The organism is Plantactinospora mayteni (assembly GCF_016862935.1).
Lineage (GTDB): Bacteria > Actinomycetota > Actinomycetes > Mycobacteriales > Micromonosporaceae > Plantactinospora > Plantactinospora mayteni.
Genome location: NZ_BONX01000002.1, coordinates 274987 through 294016 on the forward strand (window position 1 = coordinate 274987; position 19030 = coordinate 294016).

The following is a 19030-nucleotide window of genomic DNA, read 5'->3' on the forward strand; positions in this document are numbered from 1 at the left end:
TCTCATCGTGACCGAAGGTGGTTGAGCATACAGGTGAGTACAAGATCCTGCTGGTCGAGCCGGCCCGGACGATCAACACCAGTACGGTGGGCGGGCCGATGACCTGGGCGGCCGGGACCTTCGACGGAGCCGCCGACCGGGTCACCCCCGAGCCAGCAGGCTGACCAGGGCGGTACGGGAGGTCACCCCGAGCTTCCGGTAGATCCGCATCAGGTGCGCGTCGACCGTACGCGGGCTGATCTGGAGTTGTCGGGCGATCACCCGGGACGTGGCACCGGTGACGGTCAGCTCGGCGACCTCCCGTTCCCGCGCGGTCAGTAGCGCCAACGGATGCGCCGGGTCCGGTACCGCCCCGGGCTGGTCCGTCGGCACCGCACGCCGGGACAGCCGGGCGGCCAGCCGGCGCTGCGCCCGGTCCGCCTGCCCGGCCAGCCAGCGCGCGCCGCTGGCGGCGAAGAGCCGCTTGGCCCGACCGAGCTGCTCGCGGGCCGAGCGCGGATCCCCGGTCGCCGCCCGCGCCTCGGCGAGCACCATCCGGGCCTGCCCCTCGGCCACCGGCATGCCGGCCGCGCCGAGCTGGCCGATCGCCGGCGCCAGCTCCGCGACGGCGTCGCCCGGGTCGCCGTGCGCCAGGGCCAGGGTCGCGCCGGCCAGCCCGACCAGCCCGAGCCGCCCGGGCAGGTCACCGGCGGCATCCGCGGCCCGATCCAGCCAGCGCCGGGCCTGCGGCGATACTCCAACCGACCCGTCCCCCGCCGAGCCGGCCCGACCGGCTCCGGCGGCGGAGAGCGCCCGTACGACGAGGACGCCCGCCTCGGCCGGTCCGAGGCAGCGGTACGTCTCCACGTCGGCCAGCAACTCCTGGCAGCCGGCGTCGTCGCCGATCGCGGCGCTCGCCTCGGCCAGGTGCAGCCTCACCACCGCTCGGTACAGTGTGGACCGTGGGGCGGCGCTGCCGCGCAGCCGATCCAGCGCTGGGCGTACGGCGTCCGGCCCGGCGAGCCAGAGCAGCGGCCGGAGTCGTACCGCCGCCGCCAGGGTCGCCGCCTCGGCACCGCCCTGCCACCGGGCGATCTCCTCCGCCTCCTCGGCGTCCCGCAGCGCGTCGTCGACCCGGCCCACCGTGCCGTAGAGCACCGACCGGGCCGCGTAGAGCAGCGGATGCACGTGGATCCGCCCGTACCGCAGCCCCACCTCGATGCCCCGCTCCGCGTGTGCCAGTCCGTCGTCGACCCGGTCCAGCATCGCCTCGATCCAGGCGAGCAGGGCGATCGCGCCCAGTTCGTCGCGGAGTGCCACGTCACCGAGGGCGTCGATCATCCGGGCGGCGTACGAGACCCGCAGCCGGGCGGTGGGCAGCGGTTCCCGGGCGACCGCGCAGGCGGCCAGTACGGTGCTCGCGGCGGCCTCGATCCCCCAATGCCCGCCCTGCCGCGCCCGGTCCATCGTCTTGCCCGCGTGCCTGGCCCCGGCCCGCCAGCGCCCGGCCAGCATCTCTGTCACGGCGAGTTCCAGCCGCAGCATCGCCTGCGGCGTGCCGGTGGCGCCGAGCCGTTCCAGTTCGGTGCTGAGCAGCGCGCTGGCCACGTCGAGCCGACCGGCCAGCCGTTCCAGCACCGCGAGTTGCTCGACCGCCGCGTGCCGGTGCAGGCCGGCGACCGCGACGAGATCGTGCAGCACGGTCCGCGCCTCGTCGAACTGGCCGGTCACCCCGAGCGCCTTGGCGAAGAGCAGCCGCAGCTCGGCCCGACGATCCGCCCGACCGGGACCGTCGGGCAGCGCCGACAGCGCGACCCGCAGCCAGGCGGCGCTGGTGCTCGGTGCCGTACCCATGGTGGTGATCGCGGCCGTGGCGAGTACCCCGGCGGCGGCCTCGTCGCCCGGCTGGATCGCCTTGGCCAGGTGGTGGGCCCGGAGCGTCAGCGGGGCGCCGCCGCGTTCCAGGTGGGCCGCGGCCCGGCGGTGCGCGGCCAGCCGCCAGGCCGGACCGGCCAGCCAGTACGCCACCGCCCGCACCAGCGAGTGCCGGAAGTCCAGCTCCGCGCCGACCTGCCGGAGCAGGTTCCGGGTGACCAGCGCGTCGAGCGCGGTGGTGGTGCGGTGCGGGTCGATCCCGGCCGCGGCGGCGACGGTGCCGATGTCGAGGCCGGGTCCGACCACAGCGGTGGCCTGGAGCACCAGCCGTTCGGTCGGACCCAGCCCACGGATCTCGATCGCCATCGCGCCGTGCAGCGCCGTGGTCACCGGCTCGTCCGGAAAGTCGCCGCGACGCAGCGCGCCGAGGACCTGCGTCGAGGTGCCGGCGAGCAGTTCCAGATAGAGCGGGTTGCCGCCGCTGACCTGGTGCAGCAGCCGACGCCGGGACGCCGGCTCGGCCGACAGCAGTTGGTCGACGTCGGCGCCGGTCAGCGGGTCGAGCCGGAGCCAGTTCGGCAGCGGCGCGAGGTGGGCGAGTTCCTCGGCCAGCCTCGGCGGGCACTGCTCGGACCGGAACGCCAGCACCACCGTGATCCGGGCGTCCGGCGGATGCCGCAGCAGATAGCCGAGGAACTCGACGGAGGCGTCGTCGGCCCACTGCACGTCGTCGAAGACCAGCAGCGCACCGGCGGGACGGGCGGCGGCGGTGACCAGGCTACGCAACCGCCGGTGCCGCTGGTGCCGCTCGACGGCGGCGGTGGCCGGCCCCGGCCCGTCGGGGTCACGCACCGCGAGGGTGTCGAGCAGCGCGTGCAGGTCCGCCCGATGATCGGGTACGCCGGCCAGCGCGTCCAGCAGCACGCCGTACGGGAGGGAGCGCTCGAACTCGGTCGCCCGACCGAGCAGCACGGTACGACCACGGTCGCCGGCCACCTGCGCCACCTCGGCGACGAGTCGGCTCTTGCCGATGCCCGGTTCGCCGTGCAGCACCAGGAACCGGGGCCGTGACCTGTCCTCGTCGAGCATCGCGACCATCCGGGCCAGCTCGACAGCGCGGCCGACCAGGGCGGCGACGGTCCGCGCTGCCGCCGGTCGCGGTACGGCCGTCGGCTCCGATGGCGATGTGACCGGCACCCGGTACCTCCAGGACATGGGTTGATCCTGTCCCGAGGTAACCGCGTCGACCGTTGTCCATGCCAGAGGAGATCGGGCCGAACTATAAGCAGTCATCAGTCCATTGACACCGCAGCGCCGAGAACCTATGGCCGACCGCTTCGGGACGTCCCCGGACACTGGGGACGTTTCCGCAGGTCAGAGCGGCCGGACGGGTTGCTCGTCGGGATCGGCTGCCGTGGTCACGGTGCCGGTGGACGGCGGCTGCGGAGGCGGGCGGAATCGTGGATCGGGCCCGCTCCCGCCCCCGGTGTCGCGCCCGCTCTTCCCGGAGTACGGGACACGTCGGTCCCGCAGGTAGGACCCGTCCGTCGGCGCGGACATGGCGTAGCGGCGTACCGGACAAGGGTTTCCGGAGGGTTCCCGCCGGGTTCCGTTCCGGACCGGCGGACCCCGCCGCGACCGGCCGTCAGTGCCGGAGCATCGCGACCGCCTGCCGGGCGATCCGCAGACCGAGCATCCCCGGCATCGCCCTGGTCGCCATCTCCCGCACGCCCTTGGCCGGCATGCCCCGCATACCCATGTCGCCCATCCCGCGCATGCGCCTGGCCGCCATCCCGCCCATGCCCTTGCCGGCGGCCATGCCGTGCATGCCCTTCCCGGCCATCCCGCGCAGGTGCCTGCCGGCCATCCCGCGCATGCTCCTGGTCCGGTTCGTGATCCCGCTCATCCGGGTCAGCACGCCCCGGGCCACCTGGCCGGGCTTCTGCTGCTCGCCGGCGAGTGCGGTGACCACGATCAGCCCGCCGGTCAGGGCCGGGATCACCCACTGCAACACCCGCAACTGCCGCTGCCGGGCCGCGACGCCCGCGGGCGTGCCGTTCTCCGGTGCGGTCGTCGCCACCACCGGCACCTCGCTGCTCTTCTGCAACTGCATGCCGAGCAGCCGGCTGTAGCCGGTCACCGCGAGCGCGGCCACCGTCAGCCCGGTCTTGACGGCGCTCATCCGGCCCACCCCGGACTGGACGAGCATCCGCGGACTCTCGGTGATCAGCTCACCGGCGGCGCCGGCCACGTGGGTGCCGATCGCCGCCGCGTTCACCGGGGTCCACCTCGCCCAACCGGCCGAGGCCACCCCGAGCCGCTGCCTCGAATCGCTCACCTTCGCCGCCGCGCCGTTGACCCCGATCGCCCCCATCAGGGAGCCGCCGAACCAGGCAGCCAGGCCGAGATCGTGCATCGAGCGCAGTACGGTATGCCGCTCCGACATCTGCCAACCTCCGTGGTAGGAGATCCGCCGGGTACCCGCCCTGGAGGGTTCCAATCCCGTTGTGGAGGCCGCCTGGGCGTTCAACTCCGAGTCGACCCTGGCCCGGATCTGCTTGGCCAGCGCTACCGCGTCGTTCACCTGGCTGGTTTCCTGCTCGTTGGCGGGATGGAAGGTCAACTGGCCACCGGGGTGGTCGGAACGGATCTTGGACAGCTTCTCCCGCTCGCGGGTCAGCATCTCCTGGTTGTGGCGGAGCGTCTGGGCGCACTCGCCGAGCGCCCTGGCGACCTTGCCGGCCAGTTCGGCGCAGTCCTCAAGCTCGGCGACGAGCTTCCGCCGGTGCTGGTCGTATCGGTCGGCTGTTTCGCCCGTCCACGCCTCGGAGCCGATCACCTGGCTGGCCACGCTGTCGACGGTGTCGGCAGCCCAGGACAGTTGTGTGGTTTGCAGCTTCCAGGTGGTTTCGAGAGCATCCAGGGCAGCCGGATCGGCTCGCAGGTCCGACAGGTCGGCCACGTTTCCCATGCCGGAAAATCCTAGCGTTGACGTCAATGGCCGCGAATGGGCTCATCGGGAACATGCGCCCGCATGGCCAGGTGCGGCCTTCGTAGTGGTCCAGGCCGAGGCCGGATGAGTATCGCCTACCAGGGCGGCTGAGTTCGCGCAGGGATTGCGCCGGGTCGTCCCGGGTGGCCTGCTAGTTGGTATGGCTGACGCGTACCTCACGGCTGCTGGCGCGTACCTGCCCGGCCAGCCCGTGGACAACGACGAGATGGCGGCACGGCTGGGCAGCGACGGCACCGGAGCGGCGTGGCGGCGCCGGGTGCTGGCGGCCAACGGAATTCGTACCCGGCACTACGCGCTCGACGAGCGCGGCGAGCCGACGATGCTCAACGAGGAACTCGCCGCAGAGGCGGTACGGCGGGCCCTCAAGCACCGCGACCTGCCGCTGGAGTCACTACGGATGCTCGCCGCCGGGACCACCCAGGGCGATCTGCTGGTACCCGGCTTCGCCTCGATGGTGCACGGCAGGCTCGGCGGCACCGAGTTGGAACTCCTGGCCGCCGGAGGAGTCTGCGCGTCGAGCATGGCGGCCCTGACGGCGGCCGTCCGGGCGGTGCGCCTCGGCGAGCACGACAACGCCGTGGTGGTCGGCTCGGAACTGGTCAGCCGGTCGCTACGGCAGCGCCGGTACGGCGGCGGCCGGCCGGACTTCGACGCGGAGTTCCTGCGCTGGACGCTCTCCGACGGTGCCGGTGCGGTCGTGGTGGAACCGGCACCCCGCTCGGACGGGTTGAGTTTGCGGGTCGACTGGACGCACCTGGTCTCGCACGCGCACCAGTACCCGGTCTGCATGTCGGCGGGCGGCGCCGGCGGTCGGAGCTGGCTGGAACTGCCCGACGCCGCCGAGGCCGACCGGGAGGGCATGCTGCGACTGCGCCAGGACGTACGCGCGCTGCCCCGGCTGTTCCAGTTGGGGCTGCGCGAGTTCGTGCAGTTGGTACGCCAGGGCCGGTTCCGGCCGGGCGACGTCGACCACGTGCTGTGCCACTACAGCGCGGAGCACTTCCGCGGCGAGATCTTCGACCTGCTGCGGGGTGCCGACCTGTTGATCCCGGAGGAGCGCTGGTTCACGAACCTGCACACCAGGGGCAACACCGGAGCGGCGAGCATCTTCGTGATGCTGGAGGAAGCCTGGCACGGCGGCCGGTTCCGGCCCGGTGACCGGATCCTGCTCATCGTGCCGGAGTCCGGCCGGTTCTCGTTCGCCTTCGCCCATCTGACCTGTGTCGGGGCCGCCCCGACCGGGCGGACCGCCCCGATCGTCACCCGGTCGCCACTCGGCGAGCCGGACACCGCGGACACCGACACGGTGCGCTGGACCGTCATGGAACTGGCCCGGGTCTGGTCCGATTTCGAACGCCGGGTCCGGCAGACCCCGCTGGTCAGCCGGATCGACGCCGGCACCGCGACCGTCGACGACTACCGTGCGCTGCTGCTGCACCTGCGGCAGCAGGTGGTGGAGGGCGGCCGGTGGATCAGCCGGGCCGCGTCGAACTTCTCGGCGGAGCTGTTCGACCTGCGCAGCGCGGCGATCCGGCACGCCGCCGAGGAGCATCGCGATTTTCGCCTGCTGGAGCAGGACTTCTGTGCACTCGGCGGCGACCTGGACGAGATCCGCCACGGTCGCAAGAACCTGGGTTCCGAGGCGCTGTCGGCGTACATGTTCCACCAGGCCAGTCAGCCCGACCCGGTGGACCTGCTCGGCGCGATGTTCATCATCGAGGGTCTCGGCGCCGCACTCGCCGCCGACTGGGCGGCCCGGCTGCGCGAGCAGTTGGATCTGGGGGAGGACCAGACACGGTTCCTGCGGTACCACGGTTCGGCCGACGACGAGCACTTCGCCGAGCTGGCCCGGATGCTGCGCTCCGACATCGTCGACCGCGCCCGCGCGGAGCGCATCGTGCGGACAGCCGAGGTCGTGGCGCGGCTCTACGCCTGGCAGTTGGCGGAGGTGACCGGATGACCGGGCCGAGCATCTGGACGGTGGTGCTGGCTGATCCGACCGTACCGTTCGACCGGGCCACCCTGGCGCTGGTCGTGGCGGACCAGCGCCGGCCCTCGCGACGGTGGCTCTATCCGGTGGTACGCCCGCTGTCCCGGCTGGCCGTCACGCTGATCCGGATCGGGAAGCGACTCCTTCCCGTTCCGGTGTCCGGGCACTCCGCGATGGACACCCTGTGCGTCTGGTTCCTTCGCCGGTTCGTCTCGCCGACCGCGGGGGCGCTGCTGATCCGGCACTTCGTCGTGGAGACCAACCTGCTCAACTTCGTCGTACGCAACGCCGCCCCGGCCGGCGTCGACGAGGTCACCCTGCGCCCGACAACCCTCGCCGGACTCGGCGACTCCGCCGTCATCGAACACGACCTGAACGTCTACGCCGTGCTCACCGGGCTCGGCCTCGGCGGCCGGTCGGCCCGACCGGAGGTGCTCGACTTCTCCATGCTCACCGTGCCGGCGGTCGACGCGTCGCCCGGGGTGCCCCGGCTGGCGCGGCTCGACATCCAGACGGCACTGTGCTTGATGAACATCCCGTTCGCGCTCTGCCTGACCGACGACGAGTACCGGCGCGCGGTGCACTCGCTACGGCTGGACGACTCGCTGCTCGCCGTCCTCGCCGAGCTGACCGGAGACGCGACGTTCCTGCGCTGGTGCTCCGGCACCCCGGCAGTACGCGTGGACAGCAGCGTCGACGTACCGCAGGCGGTTTACGAGCACGCGGTCGTCTGCGAGTACGCCCACGAGCGACTCAGGCAACTCGCCGCACGGCAGGAGCCGGCACCCCACCCCGACCCGGCGCCCCAGGTGTTCACCTCCGGGTGAACCTGGTCCGTAACCACGAGGTCAGCGGCTTCGGCGGCAGGTTCGCCACCCCCCGCCCACGACCACGCCATCAGTCTTTGTCTACCACCATAAACTCGAAAACCTCTAGTCCAGCACGACGTCGTCGTCGGGTACGCCCAGGTCCTGGACCTGGTAGTCGATGCTGTGCAGCGGCAGGTTCCGGACGAAGAAGATCCGGGACGGCAGCCCGCTCGACTTCCGGGCCCCCTGGGTGATCCCGGTACCGGTGAAGCAGAGCCAACTGATCCCCAACACCTCCCGGATGAAATAGTCGGTCCCCTTCGGGGTGTACCTGCGCTCCCGGGTCGTACAGCTCGAATACCACGCCTGCTGGTCGTCGGAGTAGTAGTTCCGGGGTGGGCGGCCGAGCAGGGTGCGTTCCTCGTCGGTCGCCTCGAAGCACGCCGCCCGGGTCGGATCGGAGAGGATCCGGAACGCCGCCTTCCAGGTGGCCGGCAGCAGGTCCATCTTGCGGCGGTTCAGTTCGCCCAGTTCGAAGGTGAGGGCCAGCCAGGGACCGTTGGAGTTGTCGACCTGCTCGAAGGCGTCGCCGATCCAGAGGTTGGAGAGGATCTGCCGCAGGGTACGGTGCCGCTGCTCCTCGTAGTCGCCGACGAAGACGTACCTGCGGCTGACCAGGCCGAGCCGTCCGGACGGATCGAAGCCGTCCCGGGGTACCAGCCGGACGGCCCGCTCGACCGTCGTCCGCTCCTCGTACCGGCGCACCAGTTCGGCGGGCGGCAGCGCCAGGCGGTGCCGGAGCGTGTTCCGGAGTCGCTCGGCGACCTCACACAGACCGCCGACGGTGGTGACCGGGATGGCCTGCTTGAGCCGCAGACCGTAGGGAAGCTGGGCGGCTCCGGCCGTCTCGTCCAGCAGGATCGGCACCACCCGGTGCAGGCCGTCGTCCCGACGGGACAGCTCGACGGCCTGGGCTATCTCCTCCCGCTGGTAGTAGGCGCGGTCCGTACCACCGGAAATCAACACCAGGGTGATCGCCGCCCCGCGCTGCGCCTCGGGCAGCGAGCTGTCCCAGTCGTCGCCGGGCAGTAGGCTCCGCTGGTCGAGGAAGACCCGGAAGGGCGGGCTGAGCAGGTCGAACAGTTCCTCCGCGGCGGCGCGGTCCGCGGTCGCGTACGCGATGAAGAAGTCCCAACGGTCATCGTGGGTCATTGTTGCCCTGCTCCCTCTTCACGGCTGCGCTGCCGACCGGGATCGCACCGACGCCCCATCCAAGCAGGCCAACCGGCGTCCGTCGATGGGAACCACTGGCACGATGGTCGCCGGTTCGGCGACGTTCGCAGCCGGCCCGGAGCCGTTCGTCGGGATCGGTGCCGCAGGGGTCGCGCACTCGCCTCCTGGGCGGGCAGGCGGACGGTCGCTCCGCTGTGCCACACTCCGAGGCTGCGCCACCGCGCACCAGGTGGCAGTTCACCCCGGCCGCACCACGCCGGACACCCCCACAGAAAAAGGAAACCCAGTCATGCAGCTCGATGTGCTCCAGTCCCAGCGCCAGTTCCACGTCCGGCAGCGGATCCGGTTCATGGTCAACCAGTACGAGGTGCACGCGGTCAACCCGGACGGGTCCGAGGGCGGACTGCTGGCCTTCGCCCAGCAGAAGCGACTCGCCTTCAAGGAGCAGGTGACGCTCTACACGGACGACACCAAGCAGCAGCCGGTGCTCGGCTTCAAGGCCCGTCAGGTGATGGACCTCGGCGCGACGTACGACGTGACGGACGCCGCCGGTACTCCCGTCGGGCTGTTCCGCAAGGACTTCAAGGCGTCGCTGCTCCGCTCCACCTGGCACGTCGAGCAGCCCGGCCTCGGGCAGGCCACCGGCCAGGAGCGCAGCCTCCCGGTCGCGCTGCTGCGCCGGTTCATCGACTCGCTCTCCTGGCTGCCGTACCACTTCGACTTCACCATCGGCGGCCAGCCCGCGTTCTCGGTGGTGAAGAAGTGGGGCCTGCGCGACCGGTACGTGGTCGACATCCACCTGCCGCAGCTCGACCGCCGGCTGGTCATCGCGATGGCGGTCGGCCTGGACGCGTTGCAGAGCCGCTGACCCGGCGAGCCGACCGGGCGAAACCCGCCGGTGGGGCCGACGTGTGCACTCCGGCCCCACCGGATCCGGGTCACGGCCCGATCCCCGTACGCCCCGATCCCGTCCGCCCCGATCGGCGTCGACCGCCGGCGACCGGAGCTGACCGGCGGCCGAGGGACGGGATGCCGAGCGGGTGGCGCGAAACTTCGACCAGAACCGATCTGCGTCCTCATCTGCCCTGGTCAGCGGCGTTCACCCGGCGGGACGGGATCCGACACCGGTTCGGAACGGCGCGGCGGAACGGGGTCCCGGCTGGCGCGGCACCCCGTCCAGGGGGCAGCATGGCGGGCGTGTCTCAGCCTCCACAACTTGCCGCCGTACAGGGCCGCGCCCGGGCGCTTCGCGACGGCGGTGACGATCCGGGTGCCCGACGGCTGCTCGCACAGGCACTCGACGCGGCCCGGCCCGCGTACGGCAAGGACCATCCGGAGGTGCTCGGCACCGTCGGGGTACTCGCACAGTGGCACCGGGAGGCCGACGACCCGGCCGCGGCCCGACGACTGCTCGAAGAGGCGCTCGTCGACGGTCAGCGCCGGTGGGGCGAGGCCGATCCGCTGATGCTGGCGCTCACCTTCGAACTCGGTGTCGTCGCCGAGGAGCTGGGCAACCGGCACGAGGCACGCCGCAACTTCGGTCGGGTCGCCTCGCTCGGGCCGGGTGTGCTCGGCGACGACCACTGGCAGGTCCGGGCGGCCCGGGACTACCTCGGCGAGGCACCCGGCGGAGCCGCCCCGGAGCCGGTCGCGCCGGCACCCGCCGCACCACTGTCAGCACCGCCCGCGTCGCTCTCGGCACCGCCCGCACCACTGTCAGCACCCCCCGCGTCGCTCTCCGCACCGCCCGCACCACTGTCGGCACCACCGGCGCCGCTCTCGGCACCGCCGGCGCCGCTCTCGGCACCGCCACTGTCCGCACCGCCCGGGCCGGCCGGTGGTGGTGGCGGTGGGCTGTACCAGCCGGTGGCCACCTCACCGGTGTCCGGCCAGCCGGCCGAACCGCTGGCCTCGCCGTACGCCCCGAGCCCCGCCGAGCGGGCGTCGTCGACGTACCCGCCGTACTCGGCGCAGTCGGTCGCGCAACTCGAGTCGTACCCGGTGATCGCGGCAACCCCGCCCCCGGCCGCGCCGGCACCGGCCGCCGAGCCGAACCGTGGTCGCGGCTCGACGGTGGCCGCCGCGATCGCCGCCGCCGCGGCGGTGGTGGCCGCGATCGTGGTGGTGGTCGCGGTGCTGGTGGACAAGAGCGGCTCGCCGGATCCGGGGCCGACCGACGAGCGCGGCGAGCCGATCGTCGCCGGTGAGCCACCGACCGACGTGAAGCTGCGCGACGAGGGCACCGCGATCACCGTCAGCTGGACCGACCCGAGCGGCGGGACCGTGCCGTTCGTCGTGGCGGGCGCCCGGGCCGGCCAGCAGACCAAGCCGATGATTACGCTCAGTGCCGGCGAGACCACATACAAGGTGAACGCCCTGAACCCCAAGCTCGATTACTGCTTCTCGGTGCTCGCCGTCTATTCGACCAACGAATTCGCTCCCTCGGATCTTGCCTGCACGAAGCGGGACGGTGCCGGGGCGACGCCACGCTGATCACAATTCGACAACCGTTCCTACTGCGCCGACCCGCCCAGGCCGACCGCATCTACCTGCGGAAACGGTGACGGGCAGCCGGGCTTATCCACAATTCGCGCCGCGTCCGTCCACAACGGCACGTTCCGGGTACCCGCAGACAAAGCCCGGGCCCTATGATGGCACGCGGTTTCGGGAAAGATTCGCTGACGACGGCGGTCGGACACGACCGCCCACGGGGTGGGGAGGCGGCCGGCTGTGGTCACCACAGGCAACGGCTTGACAGGCAGTGACGGCATCGGCGGGGCCGACCCCGCCGGGGTGCCGCCGGGCGCGCCCCCGGCCCGCCGCCGGTCCCGGCTCCGGGGTGGACTGGTCACCATCGCCACCGTGGCCGCGCTGGCCGCCGCGATGGGGCTCACCGTGCTCGGCCTTGGCGCCGCCGACAACGCCGTGGCCAACTTCGACGCCAGTTCCTGGCTGTGGAGCATGACCAAGAGCGAGGTGGCCCGGGTCAACGGGGTCACCGGCCGGGTCGACACCAGGGTGCAGATCCCGCAGGGGCGCAGCCACCAGATGCAGGTCGTGCAGACCGACCGGCTGCTGATCCTGCGCGACCTGAACACCGGCCAGGTCAGCTCGCTCGACCTGGCCACGCTACAGATCGTGGCGACCACCAAGACCACCGCCGGGCTCGGGGTGAACGTGGCCCTGCACGAGGACGCGGCGTTCGTCGTCGACGCCGTGCAGGGGATCGTGCGCCAGCTCGACCCCCGGTCACTGACCCCGGTCGGCGAGCAGATCCACTATCCGCCGGGCATCACCGGCGGCCAGTTCGACGGTACGGGGCGGCTCTGGATCGGCGTGCCGAGCGAGGGGACCATCTCCGCCATCACCGCCGCCACGCTCCCGGAGTCCGACAGCGGCGGCGCCGGCGGCAGCGTCAACCCGGAGCAGGTCTTCAACGACGCGGTCGCCGACCCGAGCCACGAGCTGGTCCTCTCCACTCTGGACGACGGCGTGGCGGTGCTCGACCGGACCACCAGCACGCTGACCACGCTGCGCGGCAAGGACAAGCGGCCGGTCAAGCTGCCGCTCACCGGCCCGGGCGCGATGCCGCCCCGGACCACCGGCCTCCGGGTACCGGTGACCGTGCTGGACGACCGCAACATCGTGGTGGCCGACAACGGCGCCGTCGGGCAGCAGTTCAAGGTGCCCGGCGCCGGCACCCGGCTCAGCCCCGCCGTCGCCTGGGCGGACCGGTTCTACTGCGCCGACGAGGACACCGGCACGGTCTACTCGTTCGACCCCGCCGGCAAGCTGCTGGAGAAGATCGAGATCCCGGGCGCCAACGGCCCGCTGGAGCTGGAGGTCCGGGAGAACCGCCTCTTCATCAACGCCCCGAACTCCGCCGTCGCCCGCGTGATCGACGACAAGCACCAGGTTCAGGAAGTCAACAAGTACGCCAACGACGTTCTCGGTGGTGACCCGCCGCCGAACCCGCCGCCGCCCCCGCCGCCGCCGAAGCCGGTGATCAGCAAGCCGAGCGCACCGAAGTCGGTCACCGCCGCCGCCGGCAACGCCCAGGCCCGGGTGAGCTGGCGACCCGCCGCGGCCAACGGTGCGGCCATCACCCGCTATGTGGTGGAGGGCGCCGGCCGGACCTTCCAGGTGGGTGCCAACCAGCGCTCGCTGGAGGTGACCGGCCTGACCAACGGCGAGACCTACCAGTTCTCGGTGCACGCGGTGAACGCCAAGGGCGCCGGTCCGGCGAAGAAGAGCAACCCGGTGGTGCCCACCTCCGAGGTGCCGGATCCGCCGGCCAGTGTCACCGCCGAGGAGCGGCCGGACGGCACGGTGGTGGTCAAGTGGCCGGCCGCCAACGGCCAGGGCTACAAAATCAACAAGTACGCCGTGACCGCGATCTCGGCCGGCGCCAACGCCCCGGTCGGCGAGTCGACCAAGACCGAGCTGGTGATCCCGGCCGGCGAACTCGACTACGGCAACCAGTACGCCTTCACCGTCGTCTCGATCAACGAGAAGGGCGCCGGTTCGGCCGCGTCGCCGGCCAGCAACAGTGTCGTCCCGTTCACCACCCCGGCGGCGCCGGTCGGCCTCCAGGCGAAGACGGTCGCCGGCTCGCGCGGCACCATCTCGATGACCTGGAGCCCGCCCGCCGACAACGGCCGGCCGATCACGAAATACGTGGTCGAGGCGGGCGGTCAGAAGAGCGAGGTGACCGACACCCAGGCCACCGTGGGAGGGCTGGGTGACGGGGCGAACGTCACCGTCCGGGTGCAGGCGGTCAACGAGGCCGGTCCGGGCGCCGCCGCCACCGACACTGCCCAAACGGTCGCGAAACCCCGGGTCACCATCACCGGCACCAGCGCGGACGCCACCTCGGTCACGGTCAACTTCACCGTGGACCAGGGCGGCGGTACGGCGGCCTGTTCGGTGACCCCGGACGGCCGGGCCAAGGTCAACGGCAACTGCTCCAGCATCCGGGTCACCGGGCTGGCCCCGGGCACCAACTACACCTTCACCGTGGCCGCGACCAACGCGGCCGGCACCGGCACCGACGAAGTCAGCAAGGCGACCGCCGCCGTCTACGGCGTGGCGACCTGCAACAATGGGTCCTCCGGCGACCAGCGGACCTACTGCAACTCGGACGGCCCGGGCCGCAACGGCAACGAGATCTTCTCGGTGACCCGGCAGGACGACAACCGCCAGGTCGGCTGGGCGAAGCCGGGCACCAGGTTGAAGGCGTTCTGCAAGGCGTCCGGCGAAGAGGTCTACGCCTTCGTCTACAACGACGACAAGCGCAGCACCTGGTGGGTCCGGGTGGAGTACTCGGGCCAGAACTACATCCCGTTCGCCTGGTTCAACCTCGAGGGGGGCGACAATATCAACGTCCTGCCGACCTGCTGACCGCGTCATCCGGTAACAGGGAGCACCTCCGGTAACAAGGAGCACCACGACCGTGAACAACCACGAGCCGCTTACCCCGCACCATGTGCAGGGCTTCGCCAGCCTGGCCGCCCGGGTCGCCGACAACATCAGTTCGGTGGTGCTGGGTAAGCCGCACGTGGTCCGGCTGGCGCTCACCGCGCTGTTCGCCCAGGGGCACGTCCTGCTCGAGGACGTGCCCGGGGTGGGCAAGACCACCCTGGCCCGGGCGATCGCGGCGACCGTGCACGGCCAGTGGCGACGGATCCAGTTCACCCCGGACCTGCTCCCCGCCGACGTCTCCGGCGTGACCATCTTCAACCAGGCCAGCCGGGGCTTCGAGTTCCACCCCGGCCCGGTCTTCGCCAACATCGTCATCGCCGACGAGATCAACCGGGCCTCCCCGAAGACCCAGTCGGCGCTGCTGGAGGTGATGGAGGAGCGCAACGTCACCGTGGACGGGGTACGGCACCCCGTGCCCCGACCGTTCCTGGTGGTCGCCACCCAGAACCCGGTCGAGATGGACGGCACCTACCGGCTGCCCGAGGCGCAGCTCGACCGGTTCCTGGTGAAGCTCTCCGTCGGCTATCCCGACGAGGCGGTCGAGATCGAGGTGCTCCGGGGCGCTCCGGGGCGCTCACCGGAGGCGCTGGAGCCGGTCACCGACACCGCCACCGTCGGCGAGATGGTCCGGATGGCCCAGCGGGTGCACATCGCCGACCCGCTCTACGCGTACGCGGTCCGGCTGGCCGCGGCGACCCGCAACCATCCGCAGGTCCGGGTCGGGGTCAGCCCCCGGGGCGTGATCGCGCTGACCCGGGCGGCCTGCGCGTACGCCCTGATCGACGGGCGCGGCTGGATCCTCCCCGAAGACCTCAAGACGCTCGCCGAGCCCGTCTTCGCACACCGGATCCTGCTCTCCCCCGACGCCCAGGTCCGGGGCGTCACCGCGACCGAGGTGCTCTCCCAGGCGGTCGCGTCGGTGCCGGTGCCACTGCCCTCGGGGCAGTTGGCCTCGGCGGGCACCTGACCCCGGCGTCATGACGATCACCTCTCGCGGCATCGGTCTGCTCGTCGGTGCCGCCCTCCTCCTCGTCGCCGGTTTCCGGTTCGGCTACCCCGAACTCGCCCTGCTCGGCAGCACCGCCGCCATCGCGGTGGCCTGCGCCGCCGGCAACGCCGCCTGGCGCCCCCGGCTCGACGTCACCCGGGTCGCCGACCCCGACCGGGTGGGCCGGGGCGAGCCGGCCACGATGACCCTGTCGGTGCGCAACAGCGCCCGGCTCCGCTCGGCCAACCTGATCGCCGAGGACCGCTGCGGCACCCGCCCGGTGCCGGTGCCGTTGCTCCGGCTGCGCCCCGGCCGGGACACCACGGTCAGCTATCCGGTACCCACCATCCGGCGCGGCGTGATCGCCGTCGGCCCGCTGCGGGTCACCGGGCGGGACGCGCTCGGGCTGATCACCGTCGCCCGCTCGCACGGCGGAACCGCGCAGGTCTGGGTGCACCCCCGGATCCACCCGCTGGCCGCGGTGCCGGCCGGGGTCGCCCGGAGCATGGACGGGCGGGTCGACAAGGTACCGCACGGGTCGATCACCTTCGACTCGCTCCGCGAATACGTCGTCGGCGACGAACTCCGCCGGGTGCACTGGCGGAGCAGCGCCAAGGTCGGCGAGCTGATGGTCAAGGAGCAGTTGGACACCAGCCTGCCCCGGATCGTCGTACTGCTGGACAACCGGGCCGGTGCCCATCCGGGGCGGGTCGACGGGATCGCCGAGACGTTCGAGTCGGCCTGCGAGGCGGCGGCCTCGGTGGTGGTCGCCGCCCGCCGGGAGGACCTGCCGGTGACGCTGCTGCTGGTCGCCGACTCCGACGGCTCCGGGGAGTTCCTGGACCGGCTCGCCGCCGCCGACCTGGTGCCCGGGGCGCAGGGCACCGAGGGCGACCCGCTGCGCACCACGACACTGCGGCTGCGGCAGGAGAAACTCGGCGACACCCTGGTCTTCCTCACCGGTCCGGGCGCCGCCGCCGACCTCGGCTATGTCGGCGCGCTCCGCCCCGGGTACCCGTCGGTGGTGGCCGGAGTGTTCGGAGCCGGCGGGCAGACCCCGGCAGGCAGCGCCGGACTGGTCGTGATCGACGCGGCGGACGGGGCCGAGTTCGCGGCCGAGTGGGACGGGGTCCGCCGGTGGTGAGATTGCTCCGGACGCTGCCGGTGCCGCTGGCCCTGGTGGCGATGATCGGCCTGGCCGGTGCGGTGCTCGGCGGGGTATACGCCGACCCGCTGCTCAGCCAGCTCGTGCTCGGCGCGGCGGTCGGCTCGGTCGGGGTCAGCCTGGCCGCCCGGCGACTGCCGTCCTGGCTGGTCGCCCCGCTCTCGGTAGTGGCCCTGCTCGGCTATGTCGCCGCCGCGCTCTGGTTCACCGCGCAGCGGGCCGACCTGCCCGGCTCGCTCGGCGACGTGGCGGCGGACGCCGCCCGAAACGGGATTCCCCGGCTGCTCACCGCACTGATCCCGGTCGAGCCGATGCCGGACACCGTGATCGTGCCGCTGGTCGCGGCCTGGATCGCCGGGCTGGCCGGTGCCGAGGTCGGCGTCCGGGCCGACCGGGTGCTGCTCGGCCTGACCGCCCCCGCCGCCCTCTACGCGGGCGCGCTCTACGTCGTCGGCCCGAACGCCGATTCGACCCCCTGGCTGACGGTCGCGTTCGCCGCCGCCGGGGCGATGGCGCTGGCCGCCGGCGGACGGCCGGCCCGGCCGGAGCGGAGCGGAGCGGCCGACCCGTCCGGCGAGCTGGCCCCCGGAGTCCGGGCCGCGCTGCGGGCCCGCACCCTCGCCAGCACCGCGCTGGGCCTGGTCGTGGTGCTCGGGCTCGCCGCAGTGGTCGCGCCCGTGGTGGCCCGGCAGGTCGGCACCACCCCGGTCGACCCGCGCCGCTACGTCCAGCCGCCCCAGGTGGACAGCCTCGACGAGAATCCGCTGATCCGGATCTCCGGCTGGGCGCTGAACCCTGACCAGAAGCTGCTCGACGTGGTCACCGCCGGATCGGGTGGGCCGCCGGCGGCGGATACTGTCGCGCCCACCCCGGCCGGGGACGACGCGGAGCCGGGTGCCGAGGAGGAGGACGGTCTCTCGTCCGGGCAGCGGATCCGGCTCGCCGTGCTGGGCGACTACGACGGGGTGACCTGGCGGGTCGGCGCGACCTACCGGAACGCCGGTCGGGTGCTGCCCGAGCCGGAGCCGCTGCCCGCTGCCCGGGTGCAGCAGGTGGTGCAGCAGATCACCGTCGACAGCCTGACCGGCCGGCTACTGCCGGCGGTACCCACCCCGCGCGAGGTGACCGGCGCCCGGGTGGCGTACGACCAGGAGAGCGGGACGCTGATCCGGCCGGAGGGGCTGACCGCGGGGCTGAGTTATTCGGTCACCTCCCGACGGGAGAATCCCGACTACAGCCTGCTGCCCTCGGCGAGCGTACCGGCCGGCGACGAGGTGGCCCGGTTCCTCCGGGTCGAGCCGGGCGCGCCGGAGCAGATGCAGCAGCTCGCCGCCCAGCTCGCCGAGGAGAACGGCGCCCCGTACGCCCGGGCGGACGCGATCGAGACGTTCCTCGCCGAGCACTATCGGGTGGTCGCCGACGCGCCCAGCGGACATGCTTATCCGAACCTCAACTTCTTCCTCTTCGGGCCGGGCAACGGTGGCGGGCAGCGGGGCACGTCGGAGCAGTTCGCCGCCGCGTTCGCCGTACTCGGCCGGATGACCGGGCTGCCCACCCGGGTGGTGGTCGGCTTCCAGTCGCCCACCGGCACCGGTCCGGTACGCGGCGCCGACGCCCTCGCCTGGCCGGAGGTGCTCTTCGACGACCTCGGCTGGGTGGCGTTCGACCCGCTGCCGAAGCCGAACACCCGACCCAAGCCGGTCGAGCAGGACTTCAAGCCGGAGCCGGAGGATCCGACCCCTCCGCCGGACGAGGCGACGCAGAGCCCGGCGGCCACGCCGAGCGGCACGCCGGACCCGCAGGCGGCCCCGGGCCGGGGTGCCGGCCTCGGCACCCCCGTCCTGGTCGGCGGCGGTACCGGCGGACTGCTGCTCCTGCTCGCCGGGCTGGCCACCCTGGTCGTCGGCCTACGCCGGTCCCAGCGTCGCCGCCGGCTCGTCGAGGGGCAGCCGGCGCAGCGGATCGCCGGGGCCTGGCGGGAGGTGACCGACGCGTTGCGCCTGGCCGGGCGGCCGGTACCGGACCATCTGGCGGCCACCGAGGTTGCCGCGCACGCCCGGTCCAGTCTGCACGGTGCGGCGGAGACCGGGCCGGATCCCGGGATCGGGCCGGGGCGGCCGGGCCGAGCCGGCGCGGTCCGCCCGGCGGCGCCCCCGGTCGACGACCTGGCCGCGCTGGTCAACCTGGCCGCGTTCGCGCCCGGCAACGCCACCGACGACCAGGCCCGGCGGGCCGGCGAGCTGGCGGTGGCGTACGCGGCGAAGCTCCGTGCCGACCGGCCGTGGTGGCGCCGGGTGCTGTGGTCGCTGCACCCCGGCCCGCTCCGCTGGCGGCGCTGACCAGCCCTCCGACTCGGGCCCTGCCCGGGTCAGAGTCAGCCCGAAATCGGGGACGCCGACCGGCTGCCCGGGTCAGAGTCAGCCCGAAGTCGGGGATGCCGACCGGCTGCCCGGGTCAGAGTCAGCCCGAAGTCGGAGATGCCGACCGGCTGCCCGGG

Annotated in this window: 12 protein-coding genes; 9 read left to right on the top strand and 3 right to left on the bottom strand. The window is 72.8% G+C overall.

The features are described 5' to 3' along the window. Positions 1-17 precede the first annotated feature (17 nt). Positions 18-164: a hypothetical protein gene (locus tag Pma05_RS01625; protein WP_203855418.1), complete on the top strand. Its 147-nt coding sequence runs from the start codon at positions 18-20 to the stop codon at positions 162-164. Here the strand turns inward: Pma05_RS01625 and Pma05_RS01630 are convergent. Beyond that, positions 142-3069 (bottom strand): helix-turn-helix transcriptional regulator, encoded by a 2928-nt coding sequence (locus Pma05_RS01630; RefSeq protein WP_203855419.1) that lies wholly within the window; start codon positions 3067-3069, stop codon positions 142-144. The two genes, Pma05_RS01625 and Pma05_RS01630, sit on opposite strands and share 23 nt — an antisense overlap. Positions 3070-3499: 430 nt before the next feature. Further along, entirely contained in the window at positions 3500-4825 is a 1326-nt protein-coding gene (locus Pma05_RS42230; RefSeq protein WP_239311499.1) for a hypothetical protein, read from the bottom strand. Positions 4826-5006: 181 nt separating this feature from the next. Here Pma05_RS42230 and Pma05_RS01640 point away from each other — a divergent pair, with 181 nt between their 5' ends. After that, positions 5007-6827: a 3-oxoacyl-[acyl-carrier-protein] synthase III C-terminal domain-containing protein gene (locus tag Pma05_RS01640; RefSeq protein ID WP_203855420.1), complete on the top strand. Its 1821-nt coding sequence runs from the start codon at positions 5007-5009 to the stop codon at positions 6825-6827. Next, positions 6824-7684 carry a DUF6999 family protein gene (locus Pma05_RS01645; RefSeq protein ID WP_203855421.1) on the top strand — a complete coding sequence of 287 codons (861 nt, stop codon included), beginning with the start codon at positions 6824-6826 and terminating at the stop codon, positions 7682-7684. The genes Pma05_RS01640 and Pma05_RS01645 overlap by 4 nt, the downstream gene beginning before the upstream one ends. A gap of 105 nt (positions 7685-7789) precedes the next feature. Here Pma05_RS01645 and Pma05_RS01650 read toward each other — a convergent pair whose 3' ends face one another. Beyond that, positions 7790-8878, bottom strand: a complete 1089-nt coding sequence (locus Pma05_RS01650; RefSeq protein ID WP_203855422.1) for a toll/interleukin-1 receptor domain-containing protein — start codon at positions 8876-8878, stop codon at positions 7790-7792. A 310-nt stretch (positions 8879-9188) separates the two neighbouring features. Between Pma05_RS01650 and Pma05_RS01655 the strand changes: the two genes are divergently transcribed. The 6 genes from Pma05_RS01655 (at position 9189) to Pma05_RS01680 (ending at position 18872) form a co-directional block, all read left to right on the top strand. Then, positions 9189-9767, top strand: a complete 579-nt coding sequence (locus Pma05_RS01655; RefSeq protein ID WP_203855423.1) for an LURP-one-related family protein — start codon at positions 9189-9191, stop codon at positions 9765-9767. 329 nt (positions 9768-10096) lie between these two features. Then, positions 10097-11392: a fibronectin type III domain-containing protein gene (locus Pma05_RS43350; RefSeq protein WP_203855424.1), complete on the top strand. Its 1296-nt coding sequence runs from the start codon at positions 10097-10099 to the stop codon at positions 11390-11392. 276 nt (positions 11393-11668) lie between these two features. Further along, positions 11669-14299, top strand: a complete 2631-nt coding sequence (locus Pma05_RS01665; RefSeq protein WP_372441422.1) for a fibronectin type III domain-containing protein — start codon at positions 11669-11671, stop codon at positions 14297-14299. Positions 14300-14351: 52 nt separating this feature from the next. Next, positions 14352-15347 carry an AAA family ATPase gene (locus Pma05_RS01670; protein ID WP_203855425.1) on the top strand — a complete coding sequence of 332 codons (996 nt, stop codon included), beginning with the start codon at positions 14352-14354 and terminating at the stop codon, positions 15345-15347. 10 nt (positions 15348-15357) lie between these two features. Next, entirely contained in the window at positions 15358-16512 is a 1155-nt protein-coding gene (locus Pma05_RS01675; protein ID WP_203855426.1) for a DUF58 domain-containing protein, read from the top strand. A gap of 41 nt (positions 16513-16553) precedes the next feature. Continuing rightward, complete coding sequence (locus Pma05_RS01680; protein ID WP_203855540.1) at positions 16554-18872, top strand: transglutaminase TgpA family protein; 2319 nt, start codon at positions 16554-16556, stop codon at positions 18870-18872. Positions 18873-19030 lie beyond the last annotated feature (158 nt).

Excerpts from the sequence above, each read along its gene's own strand:
- Pma05_RS01630 (WP_203855419.1), bottom strand. The coding sequence starts at position 3,069 with ATGTCCTGGAGGTACCGGGTGCCGGTCACATCGCCATCGGAGCCGACG.
- Pma05_RS42230 (WP_239311499.1), bottom strand. The coding sequence starts at position 4,825 with ATGGGAAACGTGGCCGACCTGTCGGACCTGCGAGCCGATCCGGCTGCC.
- Pma05_RS01640 (WP_203855420.1), top strand. The coding sequence starts at position 5,007 with ATGGCTGACGCGTACCTCACGGCTGCTGGCGCGTACCTGCCCGGCCAG.
- Pma05_RS01645 (WP_203855421.1), top strand. The coding sequence starts at position 6,824 with ATGACCGGGCCGAGCATCTGGACGGTGGTGCTGGCTGATCCGACCGTA.
- Pma05_RS01650 (WP_203855422.1), bottom strand. The coding sequence starts at position 8,878 with ATGACCCACGATGACCGTTGGGACTTCTTCATCGCGTACGCGACCGCG.
- Pma05_RS01655 (WP_203855423.1), top strand. The coding sequence starts at position 9,189 with ATGCAGCTCGATGTGCTCCAGTCCCAGCGCCAGTTCCACGTCCGGCAG.
- Pma05_RS01675 (WP_203855426.1), top strand. The coding sequence starts at position 15,358 with ATGACGATCACCTCTCGCGGCATCGGTCTGCTCGTCGGTGCCGCCCTC.
- Pma05_RS01680 (WP_203855540.1), top strand. The coding sequence starts at position 16,554 with ATGATCGGCCTGGCCGGTGCGGTGCTCGGCGGGGTATACGCCGACCCG.